Annotated in this window: 21 protein-coding genes; 7 read left to right on the plus strand and 14 right to left on the minus strand. The window is 58.2% G+C overall.

What is annotated here, in order from left to right; all coding sequences use genetic code 11:
• Positions 1-7: 7 nt before the first annotated feature.
• The 5 genes from AVI_RS08055 to AVI_RS08075 all read right to left on the minus strand — a co-directional run bounded on the left by AVI_RS08055 (position 8) and on the right by AVI_RS08075 (position 4,014).
• Complete coding sequence (locus tag AVI_RS08055) at positions 8-817, minus strand: class I SAM-dependent methyltransferase (protein ID WP_041696534.1); 810 nt, start codon at positions 815-817, stop codon at positions 8-10.
• 195 nt (positions 818-1,012) lie between these two features.
• The gene (locus AVI_RS08060; protein WP_041696536.1) at positions 1,013-1,279 is read right to left on the minus strand and encodes an usg protein; all 267 of its coding nucleotides are present in this window, start codon (positions 1,277-1,279) and stop codon (positions 1,013-1,015) included.
• 233 nt (positions 1,280-1,512) lie between these two features.
• Entirely contained in the window at positions 1,513-2,343 is an 831-nt protein-coding gene (locus tag AVI_RS08065; RefSeq protein ID WP_015915892.1) for an ABC transporter permease, read from the minus strand.
• Complete coding sequence (locus tag AVI_RS08070) at positions 2,340-3,143, minus strand: ABC transporter permease (protein WP_015915893.1); 804 nt, start codon at positions 3,141-3,143, stop codon at positions 2,340-2,342. The genes AVI_RS08065 and AVI_RS08070 overlap by 4 nt, the downstream gene beginning before the upstream one ends.
• A 94-nt stretch (positions 3,144-3,237) precedes the next feature.
• A complete protein-coding gene (locus AVI_RS08075) occupies positions 3,238-4,014 on the minus strand; it encodes an ABC transporter substrate-binding protein (protein WP_015915894.1) in 777 nt (258 codons plus the stop codon).
• Positions 4,015-4,302: 288 nt separating this feature from the next.
• Between AVI_RS08075 and AVI_RS29015 the strand changes: the two genes are divergently transcribed.
• On the plus strand, positions 4,303-6,921 hold the full coding sequence (locus AVI_RS29015) for an OmpA family protein (RefSeq protein WP_049777166.1): 2,619 nt from the start codon (positions 4,303-4,305) through the stop codon (positions 6,919-6,921).
• A gap of 47 nt (positions 6,922-6,968) precedes the next feature.
• Here AVI_RS29015 and mobB read toward each other — a convergent pair whose 3' ends face one another.
• The 4 genes from mobB to moaA form a co-directional block, all read right to left on the minus strand.
• A complete protein-coding gene (mobB, locus tag AVI_RS08085; protein ID WP_015915896.1) occupies positions 6,969-7,496 on the minus strand; it encodes a molybdopterin-guanine dinucleotide biosynthesis protein B in 528 nt (175 codons plus the stop codon).
• Positions 7,483-8,124, minus strand: coding sequence for a molybdenum cofactor guanylyltransferase MobA (gene mobA / locus AVI_RS08090; protein WP_015915897.1), 642 nt, complete (start codon positions 8,122-8,124; stop codon positions 7,483-7,485). The genes mobB and mobA overlap by 14 nt, the downstream gene beginning before the upstream one ends.
• Before the next feature lie 14 nt (positions 8,125-8,138).
• Positions 8,139-9,032, minus strand: a complete 894-nt coding sequence (locus AVI_RS08095; protein WP_015915898.1) for a DMT family transporter — start codon at positions 9,030-9,032, stop codon at positions 8,139-8,141.
• Positions 9,033-9,134: 102 nt separating this feature from the next.
• Positions 9,135-10,136, minus strand: a complete 1,002-nt coding sequence (moaA, locus tag AVI_RS08100) for a GTP 3',8-cyclase MoaA (protein ID WP_049777288.1) — start codon at positions 10,134-10,136, stop codon at positions 9,135-9,137.
• A 442-nt stretch (positions 10,137-10,578) separates the two neighbouring features.
• Here moaA and AVI_RS08105 point away from each other — a divergent pair, with 442 nt between their 5' ends.
• A complete protein-coding gene (locus tag AVI_RS08105) occupies positions 10,579-10,944 on the plus strand; it encodes a gamma-butyrobetaine hydroxylase family protein (RefSeq protein ID WP_015915900.1) in 366 nt (121 codons plus the stop codon).
• Positions 10,945-10,962: 18 nt separating this feature from the next.
• Here the strand turns inward: AVI_RS08105 and AVI_RS08110 are convergent, their stop codons facing one another.
• The 3 genes from AVI_RS08110 to fumC all read right to left on the minus strand — a co-directional run bounded on the left by AVI_RS08110 (position 10,963) and on the right by fumC (position 15,338).
• Positions 10,963-12,030: a GGDEF domain-containing protein gene (locus AVI_RS08110; protein ID WP_041696538.1), complete on the minus strand. Its 1,068-nt coding sequence runs from the start codon at positions 12,028-12,030 to the stop codon at positions 10,963-10,965.
• Positions 12,031-12,213: 183 nt separating this feature from the next.
• Positions 12,214-13,818 (minus strand): fumarate hydratase, encoded by a 1,605-nt coding sequence (locus tag AVI_RS08115; protein ID WP_015915902.1) that lies wholly within the window; start codon positions 13,816-13,818, stop codon positions 12,214-12,216.
• Positions 13,819-13,946: 128 nt separating this feature from the next.
• Positions 13,947-15,338: a class II fumarate hydratase gene (gene fumC, locus AVI_RS08120; RefSeq protein ID WP_015915903.1), complete on the minus strand. Its 1,392-nt coding sequence runs from the start codon at positions 15,336-15,338 to the stop codon at positions 13,947-13,949.
• 395 nt (positions 15,339-15,733) lie between these two features.
• On the opposite strand from fumC, the gene AVI_RS08125 reads away from it, so the two are divergent.
• On the plus strand, positions 15,734-17,578 hold the full coding sequence (locus AVI_RS08125; RefSeq protein ID WP_015915904.1) for a L,D-transpeptidase family protein: 1,845 nt from the start codon (positions 15,734-15,736) through the stop codon (positions 17,576-17,578).
• 66 nt (positions 17,579-17,644) lie between these two features.
• On the opposite strand, the gene AVI_RS08130 is transcribed toward AVI_RS08125, so the two are convergent.
• Positions 17,645-18,358, minus strand: coding sequence for an HAD family hydrolase (locus AVI_RS08130; RefSeq protein WP_015915905.1), 714 nt, complete (start codon positions 18,356-18,358; stop codon positions 17,645-17,647).
• A 221-nt stretch (positions 18,359-18,579) separates the two neighbouring features.
• Between AVI_RS08130 and rpiA the strand changes: the two genes are divergently transcribed.
• From rpiA to AVI_RS08150, 4 genes are all read left to right on the plus strand, one after another.
• Complete coding sequence (rpiA, locus tag AVI_RS08135) at positions 18,580-19,278, plus strand: ribose-5-phosphate isomerase RpiA (protein ID WP_015915906.1); 699 nt, start codon at positions 18,580-18,582, stop codon at positions 19,276-19,278.
• A 139-nt stretch (positions 19,279-19,417) separates the two neighbouring features.
• Positions 19,418-20,011 (plus strand): DUF2059 domain-containing protein, encoded by a 594-nt coding sequence (locus AVI_RS08140; RefSeq protein WP_041696540.1) that lies wholly within the window; start codon positions 19,418-19,420, stop codon positions 20,009-20,011.
• A gap of 227 nt (positions 20,012-20,238) precedes the next feature.
• Positions 20,239-21,627, plus strand: a complete 1,389-nt coding sequence (gene gor / locus AVI_RS08145) for a glutathione-disulfide reductase (protein ID WP_015915908.1) — start codon at positions 20,239-20,241, stop codon at positions 21,625-21,627.
• A gap of 196 nt (positions 21,628-21,823) precedes the next feature.
• Positions 21,824-23,200, plus strand: a complete 1,377-nt coding sequence (locus tag AVI_RS08150) for a class II 3-deoxy-7-phosphoheptulonate synthase (RefSeq protein WP_041696542.1) — start codon at positions 21,824-21,826, stop codon at positions 23,198-23,200.
• 158 nt (positions 23,201-23,358) lie between these two features.
• Here AVI_RS08150 and AVI_RS08155 read toward each other — a convergent pair whose 3' ends face one another.
• Entirely contained in the window at positions 23,359-23,865 is a 507-nt protein-coding gene (locus AVI_RS08155; protein ID WP_015915910.1) for a hemerythrin domain-containing protein, read from the minus strand.
• Positions 23,866-23,902: the final 37 nt, after the last annotated feature.

The raw sequence follows: 23,902 nt of genomic DNA on the forward strand, positions 1-23,902 counted from the left end.
GTTTCGATCAGTTCAGGGTTCGCAGTTGCGCTATCACCAGATGGCCGGGCGAAGGCTCACCATCTTGCATCCGCACATTGATATCGGTGACTTCGATGACCTCGAAGCCAGTGGCGGCCAACCGTTCGCGGATATAGGTCTGCGCATGGACGAAGCGCTGATGCGGGCCGACCTTGTAGGGGACATCCTCGCCCATGGTTTCGGAGGAGAAGATGAAATAGCCGCCCAGCATCAGATTTTCGGATACGCCGAAAAATAGCGGCTCAAGCGCGCCGAGATAGGGCAGAACATCGGTGGCGGTGATCAGGTCGAACAGGTCCTCATCATTATCCTCCAGAAAATCCTCGACTTCGGCCACGTAAAGCGTGTCGTAAAGGTCTTTCTCATGGGCGATCTCGACCATGTTTTCCGAAAGATCGATGCCGGTGATATCGTCTACCATATCGCGCAGGGTGCCGCCGGTTAGGCCGGTGCCGCAGCCGAGATCCAACAGGCGCTTGAATGGGCCAAGCTTCAGTTCCTGCAAGCGCTGGCGCACGATGACCGGCACGGCGTAGCCAAGCTGCTCAACGAGAATATCCTCGAAATCTTCGGCATGCTGGTCGAACAGCGTTTCCACATAGGCATCGGAGGCACGCGGCGGCGTTTCACCGCGGCCAAGCGAGGCAAGGCGAACGGCGGCACCGCCATGGTCTTCCGGGTCTATTTCCAGAACCTCGTGATAGGCCTTCACCGCTGCGTCGATATCGCCCGCCTTTTCAAGCGCCAAGGCCCGGTTATAAGCCTCGGACAGCTTCTCTTCATCGATTTTCGCCATTGCGTTACCCTCACATCACGCCGCCGCGCACCGGACCGGCGCATCAGGCTCTGGCGTAAATTTCCATCCAGCCGCATGATCTCGGCCCGGCATTGAAAGTCAATGGCAAGGCTTATGAACAGGCGTTTGGCGTGAGGGTCTACCGGCTCATGGCGCGTTTGGCAATATTGCCAGCTTGCGCGCCGTGATCGGCTGTCAATGCAGGATGAATTCGCCTTTCAAAGCGCGCCATTCATTGGCGGCAATCAGCTTGCGATGGACATAGCGTACCGAATGCAGCGGTCCATCCAGCTTTTCCTGCCAGAATTTCAGAAAGCCGCGCATTTCCGGAAAATCCGGGGCCAGATCGTAATTCTGCCAGATGAAGGTTTGCAGCAGGTTTTGGTGATCAGGCATGCGGTAGAGAATTTGCGCTGTGGTCATGCCATAGCCTTTCAGCATCATTTCCATATCGGAAGTCATGCCAGATTTAGATGTGTCGTCATTCCTGATGTCAGTGTTCATGGCAACCTCGTTTCGTTCCCATTCTGATCCCGGCGGACAGGTTCAACCTGCTCGTCGCGCATCGGTTCGTCCGATACAAGAATGGTTCCATGCGAGGCTTAATCGAGGCTTAACAAAACTGTCATAAATGACGTTTTGAAATAAAAATCATATGGTTAGCAGCGTATTGTCCTGAGTGCTGCCAACATGTGTCATCGTTTGAGATGGCGCGTCAGCCGTGTCTCAATAGCGGCCCAACCATGGCGCAGGATCTCGACAATGGCGAGATAGAAGATCGCCGCCCAGAGATAGGTCTGGTAGTCGAAGGTGCGCGAGAAGGCGTAGCGGGTCTCGCCCATCATGTCGAGAACGGTGATGATCGACAGGATGGCCGAGCCCTTGACCATCAGGATGATTTCATTGCCATAGGGCCGGAGCGCCACGATCAGCGCCTGCGGCAGAATGATTTTCCAGAACGTGACGGTGCGCGGCAGGCCCAGCGAAGCGGCACCTTCATGCTGGCCGCGTCCAACGCTGCGGATCGCGCCGCGCAGGATCTCTGCCTGATAGGCTGCCGTGTTCAGCGACAATGCCAGCAAGCCGCAATACCAGGCATCGCGGAAGAACCACCAGAGGCCGACAGCCTCGAATTCCGCCCGGAACCCGCCCAAGCCGTAATAGACCAGAAACACCTGCGCCAGCAGCGGTGTACCGCGAAAGACATAGACATAGGCATAGGTCGCGGCATTGGCCAGACGGTTTTTCGACATCCGCCCAAAGGCGATCGGGATAGAGAGGACTGCACCGGCGGCAATCGAGATGGCGACGATGCTGAGCGTCGTCCCAAGGCCAGAGAGAAAACGCGGGCCGTATTTGACGAATTTCTCCTGGTCCCAATTGCCGATCATCATCGCCAGCAGGCCAAGGCCAAGCAATCCCCAGACCAGCAGCAAGGAACCGCCCAACACCCTGCCAGGGGTAACGCGATGCTCATGTCTTGGCGGGGCAGGGCGCGGCGGGATCAGTTCGAGGCTGTGGCTCATCGGTTCGCCCCCGACTGTTTCGTCCAGTTTTCGATATAGCCGACGGCGATGGAGGAGAGGATTGCCAGCACCAGATAAAGCGCACAGGCAATCGTATAAAACAGGAAGGCTTCCTTGGTGACACGGGCGGCAATACCGGTCTGGCGGATAATATCGGAAAGGCCGATGACCGAGACCAGCGCGGTATCCTTCAAAAGGTTCATCCAAAGATTGACAATGCCGGGCAGGGCGATGCGTATCAATTGAGGCACGATCACCAGCAACATGGTTTTGGTGCGCGACAGGCCGATGGCAAAGCCCGCCTCATATTGACCGGAGGGAATGGCCCGGAAGGCCGATTGCAGCACCTCGGCGCAATAGGAGGAAAACACCAGGGCCAGCGCGATCATGCCCGCGAAAAAGGCGTTGATTTCAATCCGCTCCTCAAAGCCCATGGAGGCGAGGACGGCTTGGATCAGGATCTGTGAGCCGTAATAGACGATGAACAGCGTCAGGAGTTCGGGCAGGCCGCGAAAGATCGTCGTGTAGATTGCTGCGGCCTGGCGCAGCATGCGCTCGCTGCTTTGGGTGGCAAGGGCCATCAGGAAGCCGATCAGCAGGCCGAAAGGCAGCGTGGCTGCGGCCAGCGTGACTGTTACCTTGAAGCCGAAACCGATTTCGTCGCCCCAGCCCGCGTCGCCGCAGGCCAGAAGTGTCCCGGATGCAAACCAGGTGAAGATCCCGGCGCTGCCGCAAAAGGGATCGAAAATCTGCGAAACGAGCGCCCAGAAGGCGTCGAGCGCGGAAGCAAGTCCGCCCATTTAGCCAATTCCCCTTGCGGTCTTTGCCGCATGTTTTTGTTTTGTCTGTTGTGCGTGATCCGGGTAGGCCCGGATCACGCCGTCTTAAACCGATTTATTTGTCGCCGTAAACGTCAAAATCGAAATATTTGGCATTGATCTTCTGGTAGGTGCCATTGGCGCGAATAACGGCGATGGCCTTGGTGAAGCGGTCAGCCAGAGCGGTTTCGCCCTTGCGAACGGCAATGCCAGCACCCTCGCCGTTGATCACAGGATCGATTGGCAGTGGCGTCAGGATCTTGCAGCAGGTGCCCGCATCGCTTTTGATCCATTGCGTCAGCACCACGACATCGTCGATGACAGCATCGATACGGCCATTGGTGATGTCCAGCTTGTATTCGTCGGCTGTCGGGTAAAGCTTCAACTGCGAATCAGGCATATGCTTTTCGGCATAATTGGCATGGGATGTGGAGGTTTGCGCGCCGATGGTCTTGCCCTTCAGGTCTTCGACGCTCTTGGCAGGCGAATCCTTCGGCACGGCGATGGCTGGAGGAGTATTGTAGTATTTCTTGGAGAAATCCACCTTTTCCAGACGCTCGGGGGTGATCGACATCGACGCGACGATGGCGTCGAATTTCTTCGCCTGCAAGGCGGGGATGATGCCATCCCAATCATTGGTCTTGAAGGTGCATGTCACCTTCATTTCTTCGCAAAGCGCCTTGGCGATATCGATGTCGAAACCGGTCAGCGAACCGTCGGCTTCAAGGCTGTTGAAGGGCGGATAGGCACCTTCCGTACCGATAACGAGCTTTTCTTCAGCCATGGCGCCACCGGCAAACAATGACAGGGCAGTAAGGGAGGCGGCGGCCAGAAAACGGGTCGAGATACGCATGAGATCCTCTCTGTTGGTTGCCATGTGGGATGGGAATGTCCCGCTGGCGCAGGTGCCGGCCATTTCTTTGAATTTTCGCCGGAACGTTTCGCCAGTTTTTCCGTTTTTGCGGAAATTGCAACTGCTAATGCTAGCCACTCCCCGCCTCATATCGTGAACATGCTATTCACCCTTCGTTCATTCCAATCCAGCCATCTTCCTGCCTAGAATCCGGCGCGTAAAAGCACGTCGTTAAAGAATCGAATTCAAGAACAACGAGGCAAAATGCCTCAACTGCGAGGAAAACCCATGGCAGTACAATCCAGGATAACGGCATCGGTGCTGATTGCACTTGCAAATCTCGTTGCCGCACCATCCTTTGCCGCCTCTTATACTTCCGACACTCTCGCACAAGGCCAGGATATTGCCGGCCGGACGCGGGCTATGTCGGCTGGCACAACACTTGACGGTCACGGGATCGTGCTGATGGCCCAGGCCGAGCCGCCGCCGGAAGAGCTGCCGAAGCAGAAAAAAAAGGGGCCGCCGGAAGAAGGCAAGCCGGGTGAGGAGCGCCCACCTGAGGCCGCAAAACCGCCGAAGGAAGAGAAACGCCCTGAAGCGCCACCCGCTCGCAACGAAGCCCCGCCGCCTGCCCGAGAAGAAGCGCCTGCTCAACAGACCAGGCCAAAGCCTCCGGCAGCAATGGAAGCTCCTTCCGCTGAGCCGCCACCGCAGAAAAAACATGAAAAGCCGATGGAGCCAGCGATAGAGCCACAAAAGGCTCCCCCGCCGCCGAAAATGGAGCCGCCGAAAATGGCTGAGCCTCCAGCTGAACCGCAAGAAAAACCGGTGAAGCCGAAGAAGAACGAAGCTCAACCGCCTATGCCTCCTGGCGCTGAGCCGAAAGGCGCACCTACGCCGCCCGTTGGTGATCGCAGCATCGTACCTCAGCCTGGTACGCCGCAGCCCGGTACGCCAAAGGGCGAAGCGCAGCCCGTGAAACCGGAAGACCAGAGACCGGCTGGCAAGAAGCCCGTTGCGAACCCTGCTGCTCAAAATCCGGCTGAACAAGTTCCGGCTGGAAAAGCCCCGGAAGGCCAGAAGCGTCCAAATCCGCAAGCGGAAGGTCAAGCCCCAGTAGGTCAAGCACCGGTAGGCCAACCACAGGAAGGCCAAAAGCCGCAAGCTCCACGGCCAGCCGAACCGGAACCGCAAGCCAAGCCCGAACCCAAAACGACACCTGAACCTCAAGTAAAGCCGGTTGCGCCTAACGCGCCCGCTGAGCCCCCTTCGGGCAATCCGCCAGCAGGCAAGCCTCCAGCGCCTCCGGTTGCCGAACCGTCGTTGCCGGGTGGGCCGAAGCCGCCTGCCGAGGCGCCGGGCGCACCGAAGGCGCCGCAACCGCCCGTTCAGCCTGGCGCGCCTGCCGCACCACGTGCCGATGCTCCCATGCCACCACCGCCCGGTCCCGGCAATGATGAGGCTGGTAAGCCTCGCCCGGCGCTGTTGCCGCCAATGAACGCCACACAGTCTCGTGAGCAAGGTGGTCTTCCTGGCCAAGGCGGAAAGGGCGGGGCTCCTGGTCTGGGTGGTCAAGCCGGACAGAATGGACAGCCGGGTCAGCCTGGACAACCCGGTCGGCCGGGAGCTCAGGGAGCTCCGGGAGCGCCTGATAATGCCGTGAGTGATCAGCAATTGCGTCCGCAATTGCCACCGCAGGAACAGGCACCGTTTACGCCGAAGGAATTGCAGCGTCTGCGGGCTTTGGCTGACAAGCCGTCGCAGACCAATGAAACCATTATCCTGCCGGTGGATCGCGGTGCGCCCGTGCTTGACAGCGACAAGGACAATAACTGGCGTCGTGGCATGTCCGAAGATCAGTTGCGCCGTCTGCGTCAGCAGGCCGATGACCAGGATCGCTACGCTATCCCCGAAAGCGATGCTCAGGCTCAGCAGGACTATTACGGCAACCGTCCGCGCCCGGATATCCGCATCGAATCCATCGATCAATATCAGGGCCGCCGTCTGCGCGATCAGCCGCAATTCACCTACCCTGACGATGTCCGCGTCGAGCGCAGCTTCGACGATGACCGCGAGGTGATGGATTATGGTGGCCAGATCGTCATCCGCAGCGACGACAACCGCCGCTTTGCCCAATATGGCCGCCCGCCGGTCTATGAGCAGGTGGATCACCAGCGTGTCCGCATCACCGTCTTCAAGGAAAACGGCGATCGGATTGTCAGCCTGCGCAATCGCTATGGTCAGTTGATCCAGCGGTCGCGCATTGATGCCAATGGCGAGGAATATGTGCTGTTCTACTCGCCGGACCTCTACAGCGCCGACGACGACCGGCGCGTTGCCTACCGTGATCCGGGTGCGGATCTGCCCCCGATGCGCCTGCGGGTGCCGCTCAATGACTACATCATCGATGTCGGCAGTTCGCCTGACCGCGATTATTACAAGTTCATGGAGCAGCCGCCGGTAGAACCCGTCGAGCGTGTCTATACGATTGACGAGGTTCGCAATTCCGCCCGTATCCGCGACAAGATGCGCCGTATCGACCTTGATACCGTGACGTTTGCGACTGGTAGCGCCGATATTTCCATGAACCAGGCTGGTACCTTGAAAAAGGTTGCGGATGCCATTGTACGGGTGTTGAAGGACGATCCGGGCGAAACCTTCCTGATCGAGGGCCATACCGATGCTGTCGGTTCGGCTGAGTCAAACCTGGTGCTGTCAGACCGCAGAGCTGAGTCGGTCGCCAATGTCCTGACCCAGGTTTACGGTATTCCACCGGAAAACATGATCACGCAGGGCTATGGCGAGCAGTTCCTCAAGGTGATGACCTATGGGCCGGAACAGCAGAACCGGCGCGTCACCGTTCGCCGTGTCACTCCGCTGGTGCGGCCGGTGCAGGCGGCACGCTGATAATACTCGGATATCATCAATGCCGCCGGAGCGATCCGGCGGCATTTTTATTTGCAAAGACCGGTAGCCGAGGCGATGAAATCAGCAATTGCCGTTGTGTCGTCAAGATTGAAGACCGGCAGTTCTGTGTCGGTGATCTGATGATCGGCGGCAATGGCGACGATATGCGGATCATCAGGGGCAAGCGGCGCGCCGTTCTTTGCGTCCAGGCGTCGCGCCTCGATTTTCGGGATGGCCTCGCGTTTATAGCCTTCGATCAACACGAGATCGCAGGGTGTCAGCCGGTGCAAAATGTCATTGAGACCAGGTTCGGGGCTTCCCCGCAGCTCATGCATGATGGCAAAGCGCGTGCCTGAGACAATGGCGACTTCCGCCGCACCGGCCTGACGGTGCCGGTGGCTGTCGGCACCCGGCTTGTCGATATCGAAATCATGATGGGCGTGTTTGACCGTGGAAATCCTGAACCCACGCTGCGTGAATTCGGCAACCAGCCGCTCGGTCAGCCCCGTCTTGCCAGAATTCTTCCAGCCGGAAATGCCGAATACCCTTTGAGGAACGCGATCATTTGATGTCATGAGACAGGGCCTTGAGATAGATTTCCGCCCGGGCCAGATCATCCGGGCTGTTGACGTTGAAAAATGGATCAAGCGGGCCGTGCGTGGTTTCAATGGCCTGAAATTCGACCTCGATACACTGTTGATCCTGAACAAAGTACATGAGCTTGCGATTATCGGGCGTGTTCAACCAATCCTCGATTGTCTCCTTCAACGCGACCGGCCAGAGGCCGATGACCGGGTGAACCCGCCCGAGCGAACGCGCCAGCACGACGGTTTTGTCGTTGGTTGCCATGGACAGCAGACGCTGCGTCAGATCCGCCGGTAGGAAGGGCGTATCGATGGGGGCGACCAGCACATGGCTGGAGGATGAGACCTGCCGGGCAAATTCCATGGCGCGGGCAATACCTGCCAACGGCCCGGCGTAACCAAGGATCGTGTCGCCGATCCGGGGGAGATGGGTGACGAGGGTGGGTTGGTTGCTGTTGACGGCGAGGTTGCCGACCTGTGGTGACAGCCGGTTTGCAACATGGTCCAGCAGAGTAAGGCCTGCCATAACAGTGGTTGCCTTATCCGCGCCCATGCGGCGCGACAGTCCACCGGCCAGAATGACGCCGGGAAGGTCGGTTGGTGTTGCCGTGGCTCCCATGGCGTTCCCTAGTTTCAAACCGCTAGCGCGCTGGCATCGCGGATTTTCCGCAGCCGTTCACGGTGGAACGTATAAAGGCCCGATCCGACCACGACGGCCATGCCCAGCAGCATCCAGGGGTCCGGCCATTCATGAAACACCAGAATGCCAAGGCCGATGGCCCAGAGCAGGCCCGAATAGCGGAAGGGTGCGATGAAGGAAATATCTGCGGTGCGCATGGCGAGAATGATGCATTGATAGCCGACGAACATCAAGATGGCGGCACAGATCAGTATCCCGACAGACGGAAGCGAGAGCGGCTGCCAGCCTCCCTGGAACGGGATGAGCGCCGCCCCGGCCAGCCCGTTACCGGCGGCGGTCATCAGGGTGATGACGATGGAAGGCGTGGCCCTGTCGATCCGTGTCGTCACCAGATCGCGGGTGGCGGCGAAAAACACGCTGCCCAGCACGTAGAGCGCTGACAGGGTAAAGCCTTCCGGACCGGGTCGAATGATGATCATAACCCCGATAAAGCCAGCGATAATGGCAAGCCAGCGCCGCCAGCCGACCGGCTCGCGCAGAAACACCGCAGCACCAAGCGTGACGGCCAGCGGCAGCGATTGCAGGATGGAGGCGGCATTGGCGAGCGGGATGGCAGACAGCGCCGTGAGATAGGTGATCGAGGCCAGAATCTCACACAGCACGCGGGTCATGATCAGCGGATTGCCGAGCAGTTTCGGGGACATCACGGCGCGGGCCTGACGGGCGATGCAATAGACCAGAAGCGTGGTCAGCGCGCCGCGCACCAGCATGATCTGTCCAACGCTCATCACCTCGGTCAGCGATTTCGACAGGGCGTCGTTGATGGTGAAGCCAGCCATGGCCGCAGCCATGAACATTGCGCCCTTCATGTTTCGGGTCAGCACCATCGAGTAAAAGCTTTCCAAACAGTCCGCCCGGACAGATCGCCCGGGCTTGGATGCGGTGTTCTATCCAGAAAACCAATAGATGCAAAGGTTTGAAAATACCTGTTAACCGCCGGTAACGCTCATATGGCGCGACACGGCGGGGCGGCGGGTGGTGCGGTCGATGATGAAATCATGACCCTTGGGCTTGCGCAGGATTGCCTCATCAATGGCCGAAGACAGCAGTGCGTCATCCTCGCTGGCCCGCAAGGCGGCCCGAAGATCCGCCGCATCGTTCTGGCCGAGACACATATAAAGCGTGCCGGTGCAGGTGAGGCGAACGCGGTTGCAGCTCTCGCAGAAATTATGCGTGAGCGGGGTGATCAGCCCAAGCCTGCCACCGGTTTCCTCGACGCGTAGATAACGGGCCGGGCCGCCAGTCTGATAGTCGAGATCCTGGAGGGTGAAATGCTCTGACAATCCTTGCCGGACCTCGGAAAGTGGCAAATAGCGGTCGGTGCGGTCTTCGTCGATCTCGCCCATCGGCATGGTTTCGATCAGCGTCAGATCCATACCCCGGCCATGGGCAAAGCGCATCAGATCCGGAAGTTCTTCCTCATTGAAACCTTTCAGAGCGACCGCATTGATCTTGATGTGAATGCCCGCCGCCTGGGCCGCATCGATACCCTTCATGACCTGGGAGAGATCGCCCCAGCGGGTGATGGTACGGAATTTCTGCGCATCCAGCGTATCCAGCGAAACGTTGATGCGGCGCACGCCAGCATCAGCCAGTTCGGCTGCGTGGCGGGCGAGCTGCGACCCATTGGTGGTCAGCGTCAATTCCTCCAGCGCGCCGTTTTGCAAGTGGCGTGACAGGCTGCGGACCAGGAACATGATATTCTTGCGCACCAGCGGTTCACCACCGGTCAGACGCAGCTTTCGCACACCCTTGGCAATGAAGGCACTACAGAGCCGGTCCAGCTCCTCCAGTGTCAGCAAATCCTTTTTCGGCAAAAAACTCATGTTTTCCGCCATGCAATAGGTGCAGCGGAAATCGCAGCGGTCCGTCACCGATACCCGCAGATAGGTGACGGCCCGACCGAAGGGATCGATCATTTTGTCTGGCATCTGCACTGGCTGTAGACCGGTATGGGCCTGCAAGGTCTGATTTTCCTGCAAGTTTGGCGCCGGCTGGTGCAGGCGGGGGGCATAATCCAAGCGAACCTCCATGATTGCTCACTAATCTGGTGCGCGCATTGCGATCCGTCAAGCAAGGCAACAGGCTGGACGACTGGAATATGTTGGATCGCACTGAATCGGGTGATACAGCATCAGACCGAAAAGTGCGAAGCGGTTTTCGGATCATCTGATGCGAAGAGGAAAATGATCAGACCCGAAAAGTGCGAAGCGGTTTCGAGCTATTGCAGAAAAAGTGCGCAGCGGTTTTGCGTCCGCAATGGCGGCAAGGATGTTCATCTGATGCGACGCGGGAATCGATCAGACCGAAAAGTGCGAAGCGGTTTGCTCGGATTGTGTCGCAGGCGGTACTTTAAAATATGACAGGGAGAATGTGGTGAGCGAAGTTTGGCCGAAGGAAATCAGGGTGTCACCGGATCGGCGGCTTTTGACGCTGGTTTTCGATAATGGGGAAAGCATCAGTTTGGCGGCGGAGATGCTCCGGGTGCTTTCGCCGTCCGCAGAGGTGCAGGGCCATGGGCCGGGCCAGAAGATCACCGTGCCCGGCAAGCGCAATGTGACGATTGCCAAGCTTATTCCGACCGGTAATTATGCGGTACGGATCGGTTTTGACGATGGTCACGATACCGGCATCTTCACCTGGGCCTATTTGCGGGAACTTGGGCAAAGCGGTGAGACGAAGTTTGGGGAGTATCTGCGCGACGTCGAGGCAAAGGGCCTGTCGCGCGATAAGCTTTAGGTGCTTTTATACCAGCTCTCACCCCTTGTAGATCAGCCAGCCCTTGGCGAAATCCTTGCGCATGCCCGGTTCAAACGGCCTGCTGCAATTGCGCCCGGCATTCTTTGCGCAGTACAGGGCGATATCGCTGCGGCTATAAAGTTCGCCGGGGTCCTGGCAATTGGCGGCCAGGGCAAAGCCGATGGAGACCGTGACCGGACCGTAATTGACGCCGGTGCGGGAGTTGCGAAACAGGGTGTTTTCCAGATTGGTGCGGATCCGTTCACACAGCCCGAACACTTCGGTATCCGGCATGCCCTCAACGATGATGGCGAATTCCTCACCACCCGCCCGTGCCACGAAGGCATCACGCGGTGCATTGGCACGGATGACGCCCGCAACGGTCGCCAGGATCTTGTCGCCGACCGGATGGCCGAATGTATCGTTTATCTTCTTGAAATGGTCGATATCGATCAGCATGAGCGACGTTGCTGTCAGTGTCGAGGGATAGTTGAAGAGGCCAGCCATGCGTTCATCAAAGGCGCGGCGATTGGCAAGCCGGGTCAACGAATCGGTGTTGGCGATTCGCTTGTATTCGTCCAGTTCACGCCGCACGGCATCCATTTCAACGGATTTCTGGGTAAAGCTCTCGGCAGTCTTTTCGCCATGGGCCAGGGTATCGTCTGTTGCCCGCGTCAGGAGTGCGATGGCATTGCGCAGCAACTCGACACTGCCGCTGCTCTTGGCGTTGATGCGCGAACAGGTTTCATCCAGCAACTTGTTATAGGTCTCGAGCGAACTTTGCTCCTGCTTCATCAGCCGCAGCAGATTGTCCAGTTCCGAAACCAGCCTTGAATGGGCATTTTCGATGATGCGGTTGGAATTGTGGCCGAAAAATTCCTCGGCAATCCGGTCGAGGTCATCCTGGGTGGCACGGCTTCCAAGAGCGGTGACCCTGCGGGTCAGAACCGGGTTGGACCCGATATAGGCCTCATAGAACAGCTCGTAATTTCTTGGCAGCGGCGAAATGCCCATAGAGCGCATCGCAAAGGAAATTTGCGTTGCGATATCGAGCCCCTGCGATCGCGCCAATGTTGCGGTGTTCATCCTGCTAGCCCCATCCGATAATCCCCACTCAGGATTAGGGCTGAATGGTGAGCAAATATTTAAAACAATAAGTAAAGAACGCCGGTAATTGTAAAATTGATATTTATTATATGAAAATCCACAGTAAACTATCGTAGTCCACGTGCAAAGCCAAATTGTTGCCTTTGCACGTGGATTAAACGATCAGAGGTTGAATTCCTGGAAGAAATCGTTGCCCTTGTCGTCAGTGACGATGAAGGCCGGAAAGTTTTCGACCTCGATCTTCCAGACGGCTTCCATGCCGAGTTCCGGATATTCCAGCACTTCAACATGGCGGATGCAGTCCTGGGCAAGCCGGGCTGCCGGGCCACCGATGGAGCCGAGGTAGAAACCACCATGGGTCTTGCAGGCTTCACGTACGGCGCGTGAGCGATTGCCCTTGGCCAGCATGACCATGGAACCGCCAAACGACTGGAACTGGTCCACATAGCTATCCATACGGCCAGCCGTGGTTGGACCGAAGGAACCGGAGGCAAAGCCTTCCGGCGTCTTGGCGGGACCGGCATAATAGACCGGATGGTTTTTCATATAGTCTGGCATGCCTTCGCCGTTTTCGAGCCGTTCGCGGATCTTGGAATGCGCCAGATCGCGGGCGACGATGATCGTGCCGGTCAGCGACAGCCGGGTCTTGACGGGATGCTTCGTCAGTTCGGCCAGGATGGCGCTCATTGGCTGGTTAAGGTCGATGCTGACCGTGGAGGAGGAGAGGGCGGCCTCATCGATGTCAGGCATGTATTTCGACGGATCGGTTTCCAGCTGCTCGATAAAGATCCCGTCGCGGGTAATCTTGCCCATTGCCTGACGGTCGGCGGAACACGAGACACCAAGGCCAATCGGCAGCGAGGCGCCATGGCGCGGCAGCCGGATGACCCGCACGTCATGACAGAAATATTTGCCGCCGAACTGGGCGCCGACGCCGAGCGATTGCGTCAGCTTGTGGATTTCCTGTTCCATCTCGATATCACGGAAGGCGTGGCCGCTTTCGGAACCTTCGGTGGGCAGGGCATCGAGATAGCGGGCCGAGGCGAGCTTCACCGTCTTCAGGTTCATTTCCGCCGAAAGCCCGCCGATGACGATCGCCAGATGGTAGGGGGGACAGGCTGCCGTGCCGAGCGACAGGATTTTGTCCTTCAGGAAATCGATCATTCGGTCATGGGTCAGCAGCGAAGGCGTGCCCTGGTAAAGGAAGGTCTTGTTGGCCGAACCGCCGCCCTTGGCCATGAACAGGAATTTATAGGCATCCTCGCCCTCTTCATAGAGATCGATCTGGGCGGGCAGGTTTGTCTTGGTGTTCTTTTCCTCGAACATTTTCAAGGGCGCCAGCTGCGAATAGCGCAGGTTACGCTTTTCATAGGCATCGCGCACGCCATGGGCCAAAGCCTCATAATCGCCGCCATCCGTCCAGACGCGGCGGCCCTTCTTGCCCATGACGATGGCGGTGCCGGTATCCTGGCACATCGGTAGCACACCGCCAGCAGCGATATTGGCGTTTTTCAACAGGTCATAGGCCACGAAACGGTCATTGTCGGTGGCTTCCGGGTCCTGGAGAATGGAGGCCAATTGCTTGAGATGGCCCGGACGCAGTAGGTGGTTGATGTCGGAAAGCGCGGTTTCGGCCAGAAGCCGCAGGCCCTCCGGATCAACGGTCAGGATCTCCTGGCCCTTGAAGGTTTCGACCGAGACGTAATCGGCGGTCAGTTTGCGGTAGGGAGTCGTGTCTTCGCCAAGGGGAAAGAGATCGTCAGCCATCGAAGGAGCCTTTTTGCCAAACGGATTTTCGGCATTTGGTCTAGTTCGGCGACGCACAGTTTGCAAATGATTCTAAAGTGGAGGTTGCGACGCAACATTTTGCGCCGCAACGACATTGCATATAGGTTTTATTTCGGCCCGATCATCAGTTCCGGCCGGACATACTGATCAAATTCCTCGTTGGTCAGGTAGCCCCCGCCCACGGCTTCCTCACGCAATGTCGTGCCGTTCTTATGGGCGGTTTTGGCGATCTTGGCGCAGGCGTCGTAGCCGAGCTTGCTGTTCAGCGCCGTGACCAGCATCAGTGAGTTTTCGACGCCCTTCCTGATATTGTCCTCACGCGCCTCAATGCCAACAACGCAATTGTCGGTGAAGGAGACGGCGGCGTCGCCGAGCAATTGCACCGATTGCAGGAAGTTGTAGGCCATCATCGGGTTATAGACATTCAGCTCGAAATGGCCCTGGCTACCCGCAAAAGTCAGCGCGGCATTGTTGCCGAAGATATGGGCGCAGACCTGGGTCATCGCTTCCGACTGGGTCGGATTGACCTTACCGGGCATGATCGAAGAGCCGGGTTCGTTTTCTGGCAGGGCCAGTTCGCCGAGACCGGCGCGCGGGCCGGAACCGAGGAAGCGGATATCGTTGGCGATCTTGAAGCAGGCCGCCGCAGCCGCATTGATCGCTCCATGGGCAAACACCATGGCGTCATGGGCGGCCAGCGCCTCGAACTTGTTGGGTGCGGTGACGAAGGGTAGGCCGGTAATCGCGGCAATCTCTTCGGCAACCTTTTCGGCAAAGCCGATGGGGGCGTTCAGCCCGGTGCCGACAGCGGTGCCGCCTTGCGCCAGCTCATAAAGGCCGGGAAGTGTCAGCTCGATCCGCTTGATGGAGGAGGCGACCTGTGCGGCATAGCCGGAAAATTCCTGGCCCAGCGTCAGCGGCGTCGCGTCCTGGGTATGGGTGCGGCCAATCTTGATGATGTGTTCAAAGGCCTTGGCCTTGGCATCCAGCGCCGCATGCAGATGCTTCAAGCCGGGGATCAGATGATGCACGACATATTCGGCTGCCGCGATATGCATGGCGGTCGGGTAGGTGTCGTTGGACGACTGGCTCATGTTGACGTGGTCGTTGGGATGAACAGGCTTTTTCGAACCCATTACTCCGCCCAGCATTTCAATTGCGCGGTTGGAGATCACTTCATTGGCATTCATGTTGGATTGCGTGCCGGAGCCGGTCTGCCAGACTACCAGTGGGAAATGATCGTTGAGCTTGCCGTCGATCACCTCCTGTGCGGCTTTGATGATTGCTTCACCAAGCGTCGAGTCCAGACCGCCGAGCGCCATATTGGCGCGGGCCGCCGCCTGCTTGACGATGCCGAGGGCACGCACCACCGGCAGGGGCTGCTTTTCCCAGCCGATCTTGAAATTGCCGAGTGAGCGCTGCGCCTGCGCCCCCCAATATCGATCGCTGGCAACCTCAATAGGGCCAAATGTATCAGTTTCGGTACGGGTGGCAGTCATGATGTGTCTCCAGCTGATGGTCTGAATAGGCAATGGCTCCGTTGACCGGCAGGATGACGGTCGCCGTAAAACATGACGCTTTGATACATGTTTTCGCGCCTGCGTCAAAGCATACCGGTCTCAGGTAGGTTCGGTTGTCCAGTCGCGGTAATGTCATCAAAGTTTGGTGGAAGAAAGGACCTGCGGTTACTGAATTTTAACCAATTCCCGGCTTAACCTTGACGTCGTGTTAACCATGGCTGCGCGCTGATCGGTCACTTAAAGTTGACCCTCTGCTTTTCAAGCATTTTAGCATGGTTAACTTTCCAAAGCCGATGCAATCGGCTAGGGAACCGGCTAATATTCGGGGATTGATTTCGAATCCCGACCTTGACCTTTCTGAATGGGGAAAGCAGTTGCAGAAACCTTCACTGAACCGGGCGCTGATTGCAGTCCTCCTGACCACGTCCACGGTTGTGGCCGCCCTGCCGCAGACGGCGAGCGCCACGACCCTGATGGATCTGCTGCGTGGCAGGTCGGAGGAACGCCGCCAACCAGCGCCGGCGGAAATCATTCCCCAGGCCCAATTGCGCGATCCAGAGCCGATCCAGAAGGTCGCCGCACCTCGCTATTATGCCTATAAGGCCGAGAACAAGCGTGCGATCTCAATCAAGGCACCGGACATGCCGATCCCGGTTTTCGGTGAAGACCATGCCTTGGCCGTCGCTCATCTCGCCATGTCGCAGGTCAAGGTCGAAGCCACGCCCGACGTGGCGCAGGCTGTGGAAAACTATTATAACAACAAGGGCGCGTTGATCTGGGCCAGCGATACCGCCATCACCGACAAGGCGAAGTCGGCGGTTGCCGCCCTGGCAACGGCTGATACGGCAGGGCTTGAGCCAGCCGATTATGCGGTGAAAGTCCCTGATGGTCTCGACACCATGCCCGAAGACGCCCGCCGCCAGGCGTTGATGGCCTTCGAACTCAACCTTTCGGCCAAGATCCTGACCTATGTTCAGGACACGGTGCGCGGCAGGCTCGATCCGAACCGTATTTCAGGCTATCACGATTTCAAGCGCAAGACTGTCAATCTCGATCCGGTGCTGGATCTGGTGCGCTCCAGCCCGGATATCGCTGCCTATCTGCATGGCCGCGATCCGGCCAGCCCGCAATTCCAGGCGCTGAAGGCTGAGCTTGCCAAATTGGTGGCAGAGGCCAATCAGCAGCAGAGCAAGCCCGTAAAAATCAATCTGACCGGCGTTTTGAAGCCTGGCGGCAGCAATCCTGAGCTTGCCAATATCGTCGAAGGCATCAAGACCTATGGCAGCGACGCGCTGAAGACCGAGCATGCGCTGACGCTGACCGACTACACTGGCACGCCGGATTACACACCGGAACTGGTGGCGCTGGTCGAGAGCTACCAGAAGGAACGCGGTCTGAAACCGGATGGCGTCATTGGCCAGGCAACGGTCCGCACCATGGTCGGACATTCGAATGCCGAGAAGATCGAAAAGCTCGTGGTTGCCATGGAGCAATTGCGCTGGTTGCCTGCCGATCTGGGGCCGCGCTATGTGTTCATCAACCAGCCGGCTTTCGAGGCCTATTATTTCAACGACCGCCAGCAGCAGATTGCCATGAAGGTCGTGGTCGGTGCGCCGCAGCACCAGACTTTCTTCTTCCAGAACATGATCCAGACGGTGGAATTCAACCCTTATTGGGGCGTTCCGCGGTCGATCATCGTCAACGAAATGCTGCCCAAGCTGCGCCAGGACCCGAGCTATCTCGATCGTCTCGGCTATGAAGTCAGCTACAAGGGCCGCAAGGTGGCCTCCTCGCAAGTCGATTGGTACACGACAAGCGATGTTGATGTGCGCCAGCCGCCAAGCAGTGACAATGCGTTGGGCGACCTGAAGATCCTGTTCCCGAATGCCCATGCGATCTACATGCATGACACACCGGCGAAGAGCTTCTTCAAGCGCGATATGCGCGCGCTCAGCCACGGCTGTGTGCGTCTTGCCGAGCCCCGCGTCATGGCCGCAGCCGTGATGGGTACGACAGTTGAAGACATCGATGCGCAGATTGCTTCCGGCCAGAACCGCGCCGTGCAGGTGCCGCAGAAGTTCCCTGTTTATGTCGCCTATTTCACCGCCTGGCCGGATAAGGATGGAGTGGTCCGCTATTACGACGACGTTTATGGCCGCGATGAAGCGACCCGCAAGGCCTTCGACGTGACATCGACCTCTCGCGGCGTGCAGAGTTGATAAGCTGTAAGCAAGGCATATTAGGCAAAAGGCCCGGTCGACACGGGCCTTTTGTGTTTTGGAATTTCAGTTGGCCTCGTTGAGGAGCCTGTCGACCAGATCCAAGGTCAATTCATTGAAATGTGTAATGATCACATCGGGTTCGAGGTCAGCGACCGGTACGTCCGAGTAGCCGAAAGGCACGGCAATGGATGGGATACCGGCATTGCGCGCCACCAGAATGTCGTTGCGGCTATCGCCGACCATGATAGCCCGGCGCGGGTCGCCGCCAGCCTTGGCGATGGTGCCGAGCAGATGACCGGCATCGGGCTTGCGCATCTCGAATGTATCACCGCCGGTAATGGCGGCGAACCGGTCCGTCAGGCTCAAGCCCTCAAGCAATGGCCGGGCAAGGCCCTCCATCTTGTTGGTGCAGACCGCCAGTCGGTGCCCTGCCTTGTCGAGCCGTTCCAGGGCGTTCAGCAGGCCGGGATAGGGCTGGCTTCTGCCGGGCATATGGTCTTTGTAATGGTCGATGAACCGTTCAAGCAGGGGCTGGAACGCATCCTCGGAAATCGGCCTGCCGCGCAGGCTGAAGGCCCGCTCGATCATCACCCGCGCACCGTGTCCGACCAGATGGCTGAGGTCCTCGGCCACCATTGGCGCCAGATCGGCAGCGGCGATGGTATAGTTGAGGCTTGCCACGAGGTCCTCGGCCGTATCGATCAGGGTTCCATCCAGATCGAAGACAATAGTGGCGGGGGCGGCGTTGATTGCTGGGGACACGGGCTGACTTTCCATGATTTGCACTTTAAAACCTTGGGTTTCGGTGGGCAGGGCTAAGGTTTTTCAGGGCGGAATGCAAGATTGGACGGCGTCGAAAGGGGCTTTCGTTTGGCTTGCGACCCGTGTAAACAGCGAGAACTTTCTGCGGAATGCTTGGCAAACCGACAAGGTTTGCTTCATTAACCCGCAGTTTCGAAAGGCCTTGGCCGAGTGTTGCAAGAGGAGTTGCGGGCAGCATGGACGTTCGTCAAATGAAGATCAAAGCCGCGGAACTGGCTTTGTCTTATGTCGAAAATGGGATGCGTCTCGGCATCGGCACTGGCTCGACCGCAGAGGAGTTCGTGCGGTTGCTGGCTGAAAAGGTCGCCGACGGTTTCAAGGTTCAAGGCGTGCCAACGTCGGAGCGCACCGCAAGGCTTTGCCTGGAACTGGGCGTGCCGCTGATGTCGCTCGATGAATTGCCGGAACTGGACCTAACCGTCGATGGCGCCGATGAGCTTGATCGTCACCTGACCCTGATCAAGGGCGGCGGCGGTGCGCTGCTGCGCGAAAAGATCGTTGCTGCCGCCTCGTCGCGGGTGATCGTCATTGCCGACGAAACAAAGCTGGTGGAGACGCTCGGCGCTTATCCGCTGCCCATCGAGATCAATGGATTCGGTGGCATTGCAACCCGGATCTCCATCGAAAAGGCTGCCGCCAAACTGGGCCTGTCGGGGACGATTGGCCTGCGCATGTCTGGTGACGATCTGTTTATGACAGATGGTGGGCATTATATTCTCGATGCTTCTTTTGGCCGCATTCCTGATGCAGTGGCCCTTTCTCAGGCATTGCATGCTATACCCGGGGTGGTGGAGCACGGTCTGTTCATCGGAATGGCATCGCTGGCCGTCGTGGCTGGCTCTGATGGTGCGCGGGTGATCGAGCCTGTGGCGTGATTGATACGGCGTGATAGCCGGATGGTCATGGTCTGGCGCAAGTTCACGTCCCGGCCATGTGCATCGATAATACCAATATGACAATTCAGCGCTGCCGTTGGAGGCGAGCGCTGGGGACACAAACAGGAGCATGAGTTTTATGAGCAAATATCACGGTCTCGGTCGCCTTAATCTCGGTCACATGGTTGCCGGTGCGGTTATCGCAGCTTCGCTTCTGGCTGGTCCGGCCGCTCGCGCGCAGGATGTGACGGATGCGCAGATCGATACTGCCCGTCAGGCCATCACGGCGCTGGGCGTTACCAATGTATTCGACAATATCCTGCCGAATGTCGCCGCTCGGTTGAAGGCACAGCTCATCCAAGCTTATCCTAACCTTGAAGACCAGATCGACAAGACTGTTGACCAGCAGGCCATCGCGTTGGCTGCCCGCCGTGGCGATCTCGAAAAGGAAGCGGCAACGGTTTATGCCAAGTCGTTTACTCAGGAAGAGTTGAAGCAGATTGCGGCCTTCTTCTCCAGCCCGGCTGGCAAGAAGCTGATCAAGGACCAGCCGGTCGCCAATCGTGAGCTTGGCAAGTCCGCCGATATCTGGGCTGCCGGTGTGGCGCGTGATCTCGAAAAGAACACCAATGATGCCCTGGTCAAGGTGGCCGGCGCACAGTTGAAGGCGCAGATGCCTGCTTCCGAACCGGCTCCGGCCCCGGCTGCTCCAGCACCGGCCCCCAAGCCTTGATCTGATAATACCGATCAACGAAAAGCCCGGACCTGGTTCCGGGCTTTATCGTCTGGTCGGTCGGGAACGATCCGGCGGCATTCCGTTGTCGTTGTTATGATCCATTCCCATATAGGGGATGGATGATTTTATGGTTTTTGGCCAGCATTCATCCTTCTTTGCCAGTCCGGCCGATCTACTGAAATTTTCGAGGGACGCTTTGGCCGTCCGTCTTGCGGGAGTTTTCCATGTCATCATTCGATTATGATCTGTTCGTCATCGGCGGCGGCTCCGGCGGTGTGCGCAGCGCCCGGCTTGCGGCCTCTATGGGCAAGCGAGTGGCGATTGCCGAGGAATACCGATTTGGCGGCACCTGCGTCATCAGGGGCTGCGTACCGAAAAAGCTGTTCGTCTATGCCTCGCAGTTTCACGAGCATTTCGAGGATGCGGCGGGATTTGGCTGGACGGTGGGCGAAAGCCATTTCGACTGGAAGAAGCTGATCGCGGCCAAGGACCAGGAAATCGAGCGTCTGGAAGGCCTGTACAGAAAGGGGCTCAACAGCGCCGGTGCGGAATTGATTGAGAGCCGGGCGGAACTGACCGGTCCCAATCGCGTCCGTCTGCTGGCGACCGGACGGGAAGTGACCGCCGAGCGGATCATCATTGCGGTCGGCGGCTCCGCCAATGCGCATACCTCCTTGCCGGGGCATGAGCTATGCATCACCTCCAATGAAGCCTTCCATCTGGAGACGCTGCCCCGCTCTATCGTGATTGCCGGTGGCGGTTATATCGCTGTGGAATTCGCCAATATCTTCCATGGTCTCGGCGTCGATACGACGCTGATCTATCGTGGCAAGGAAATCCTGTCGCGCTTCGACCAGGATATCCGCCGTGGCCTGCACCAGGCCATGGAAGCCAAGGGCATTCGTATTCTTTGCACGGATGTGATCGAGGAAGTCGAGAAGATGGCCGCAGGTGGCCTTTCCGTGCGCACCCGCAATAATGGGGTGATTTCGGCTGAAACGGTCATGCTGGCTTTGGGCCGTGATCCCTATACCAAGGGCCTCGGCCTCGAGACGGCGGGCGTTGCTGTCAATGAGCGCGGCGCCATCATCGTCGATCAATACTCACGCACCAACGTGCCGGGCATTTTTGCATTGGGTGACGTGACGGACCGGGTGCAGCTGACGCCTGTGGCGATCCATGAGGCCATGTGTTTCGTCGAGACGGAATACAAAGACAATCCGACCTCGCCGGATCATGATCTGATCGCCACGGCGGTCTTTTCGCAGCCGGAAATCGGCACGGTCGGCATGACCGAGGAAGAGGCGGCCCGCACGTTCCCGGAAATCGAGATCTACAAGGCCGAATTCCGGCCGATGAAGGCAACCCTGTCGGGACGCACCGAAAAAGTGATCATGAAGCTGGTCGTCAATGCGGCTGACCGAAAAGTGGTTGGTGCCCATATTCTGGGCCATGACGCTGGCGAAATGGCGCAATTGCTCGGCATTACCCTCAAGGCTGGCTGCACCAAGGACGATTTTGATCGCACGATGGCCGTGCATCCGACCGCGTCTGAGGAGCTGGTCACCATGTATAACCCGAGCTATCGGATCAGGAACGGCGAGCGGGTTTAAAAATCACCAATCCCCCTTAAGATACAGGGAGGCAGGTTACTGCTTCCCTGTTGTCCAAAATCCTTCCAGGATGGTTTTCACCTATGGAAGGCCGATTTGACAGCAAGGTATTGCTTTTCAAGCTTCCATTAAGCGTTTATAAGCCGCCAATCCGAGCGGCCCGCAGGCATGGCCGCGTTTTGTTTAGGTGAAGACGATGGCGCAGAATTGGACCCCGACAAGCTGGAGGCAGAAGCCGATCAAGCAGGCTCCGGCCTATCCGGACCAGGCCGCATTGGCCGCAGCAGAGAAAAAGCTGGCGACCTATCCGCCGCTGGTCTTTGCTGGTGAAGCGCGCCGGTTGAAAAAGGCGCTTGCCAATGTGGCTGATGGCAATGGCTTCCTGCTTCAGGGCGGCGATTGTGCCGAAAGCTTTGCCGAACACGGCGCCGACACGATCCGCGACTTCTTCCGCGCCTTCCTGCAGATGGCCGTTGTCCTGACCTTTGGCGCCCAGCTTCCGGTCGTCAAGGTCGGCCGCATCGCTGGCCAGTTCGCCAAGCCGCGCTCGTCGGATTTCGAGCGTCAGGGCGATGTCGAGTTGCCGAGCTACCGTGGCGATATCATCAATGGCATCGATTTCACCGAAGAGTCTCGCGTTCCCGATCCGCATCGTCAGTTGATGGCCTATCGCCAGTCAGCCGCGACGCTGAACCTGCTGCGCGCTTTCGCCATGGGTGGCTATGCCAATCTCGAAAACGTTCATCAATGGATGCTGGGCTTCGTCAAGGACAGCCCGCAGGCAGAGCGTTACCGCAAGCTTGCCGACCGGATTTCCGAGACCATGGATTTCATGAAGGCGGTCGGCATCACGGCGGAAACCAATGCCAGCCTGCGCGAAACCGATTTCTTCACCAGCCATGAAGCGCTGCTTCTTGGCTATGAAGAGGCGCTGACCCGCGTCGACTCGACATCTGGCGATCATTACGCCACATCAGGCCACATGATCTGGATTGGCGACCGTACCCGTCAGGCCGATCATGCCCATATCGAATATTGCCGCGGAATCAAAAACCCGCTGGGTCTCAAATGCGGCCCGTCGCTTCAGGCTGACGATCTTCTCAACCTGATCGACATTCTCAATCCGCAAAATGAAGCGGGTCGTCTGACGCTGATCTGCCGCTTCGGCCACGACAAGGTTGCTGACCATCTGCCGCGCCTGATCCGCGCGGTGGAGCGGGAAGGGCGCAAGGTCGTATGGTCCTGCGATCCGATGCATGGCAACACCATCACGCTCAACCACTACAAGACCCGGCCCTTTGACCGGATCCTGTCGGAAGTGGAAAGCTTCTTCCAGATCCACCGGGCTGAAGGCTCGCATCCAGGCGGCATCCATATCGAGATGACCGGCAACGACGTGACCGAATGCACCGGTGGCGCACGCGCCGTTTCCGCTGAAGATTTGCAGGATCGCTACCATACCCATTGCGACCCGCGTCTCAATGCGGACCAGGCGCTGGAACTGGCCTTCCTTCTGGCCGAGCGCATGAAGGGCGGACGCGACGAGAAGCGGCTGAGAACAGTCGGGGCCTGATCGTTTAGGCTCAAACCAAAAACCCGTCACTGCATGAACTACCCCCCCCCCCCCGAAAGTTGGACATCAACCTGGGGCAGTTCATGGAGGGGCGGGTTTTTTATTGACCGAAGAGAGAGGCACAGTCACCGTTGTGATCAACGGCAAAAGCTTAGCCGTCAGGATAGCTGGGTTTCGCCGATCTGGCAGAGAATATGTTCTCTCTCGAAGGCGATATGGCGCCGCAGCCCTTCAAAGAAGCCACGCAACATATAGCCCACGGCCTCCATGTTGACTTCGCGGCCGCTGCCGAGTTTGAGCAGGGCATCCGTCAACTCCTCGGCAAAACACTCGTCTTCGCAATGTTCGAAGCGCAACCGGTTCAGCGTCTCGTGCATGCCGATGCTGCTGTGTGTCGATGTTTCGAGCCAGGGAAACAGGATGCTTTCTTCATAGTGGTGGACGCCCTTGATCAGCGGGGTCAGCGCCTTGGCCGCGTAGATGCATTTCTGCCGGTTGATACTGTTCGGCAGCGAATCGGCGATCTCTTCCAGCTCGGCGCATAGCGCCATTTGCTCCCCATGGGCATGATGCAGCCATTCCAGACTGGTCTCACATGGCGGCAAAGCAAGGGGCCGAGCGTCTCTGGTTTTCGGAAAGCCCGCCTTGTCCAAATTGCTCTGCATTCCGCATCTCCTTCTATTGCCGGCCCGGCACATGCGT

It is taken from the genome of Allorhizobium ampelinum S4, assembly GCF_000016285.1.
Taxonomy (GTDB): Bacteria; Pseudomonadota; Alphaproteobacteria; order Rhizobiales; family Rhizobiaceae; genus Allorhizobium; species Allorhizobium ampelinum.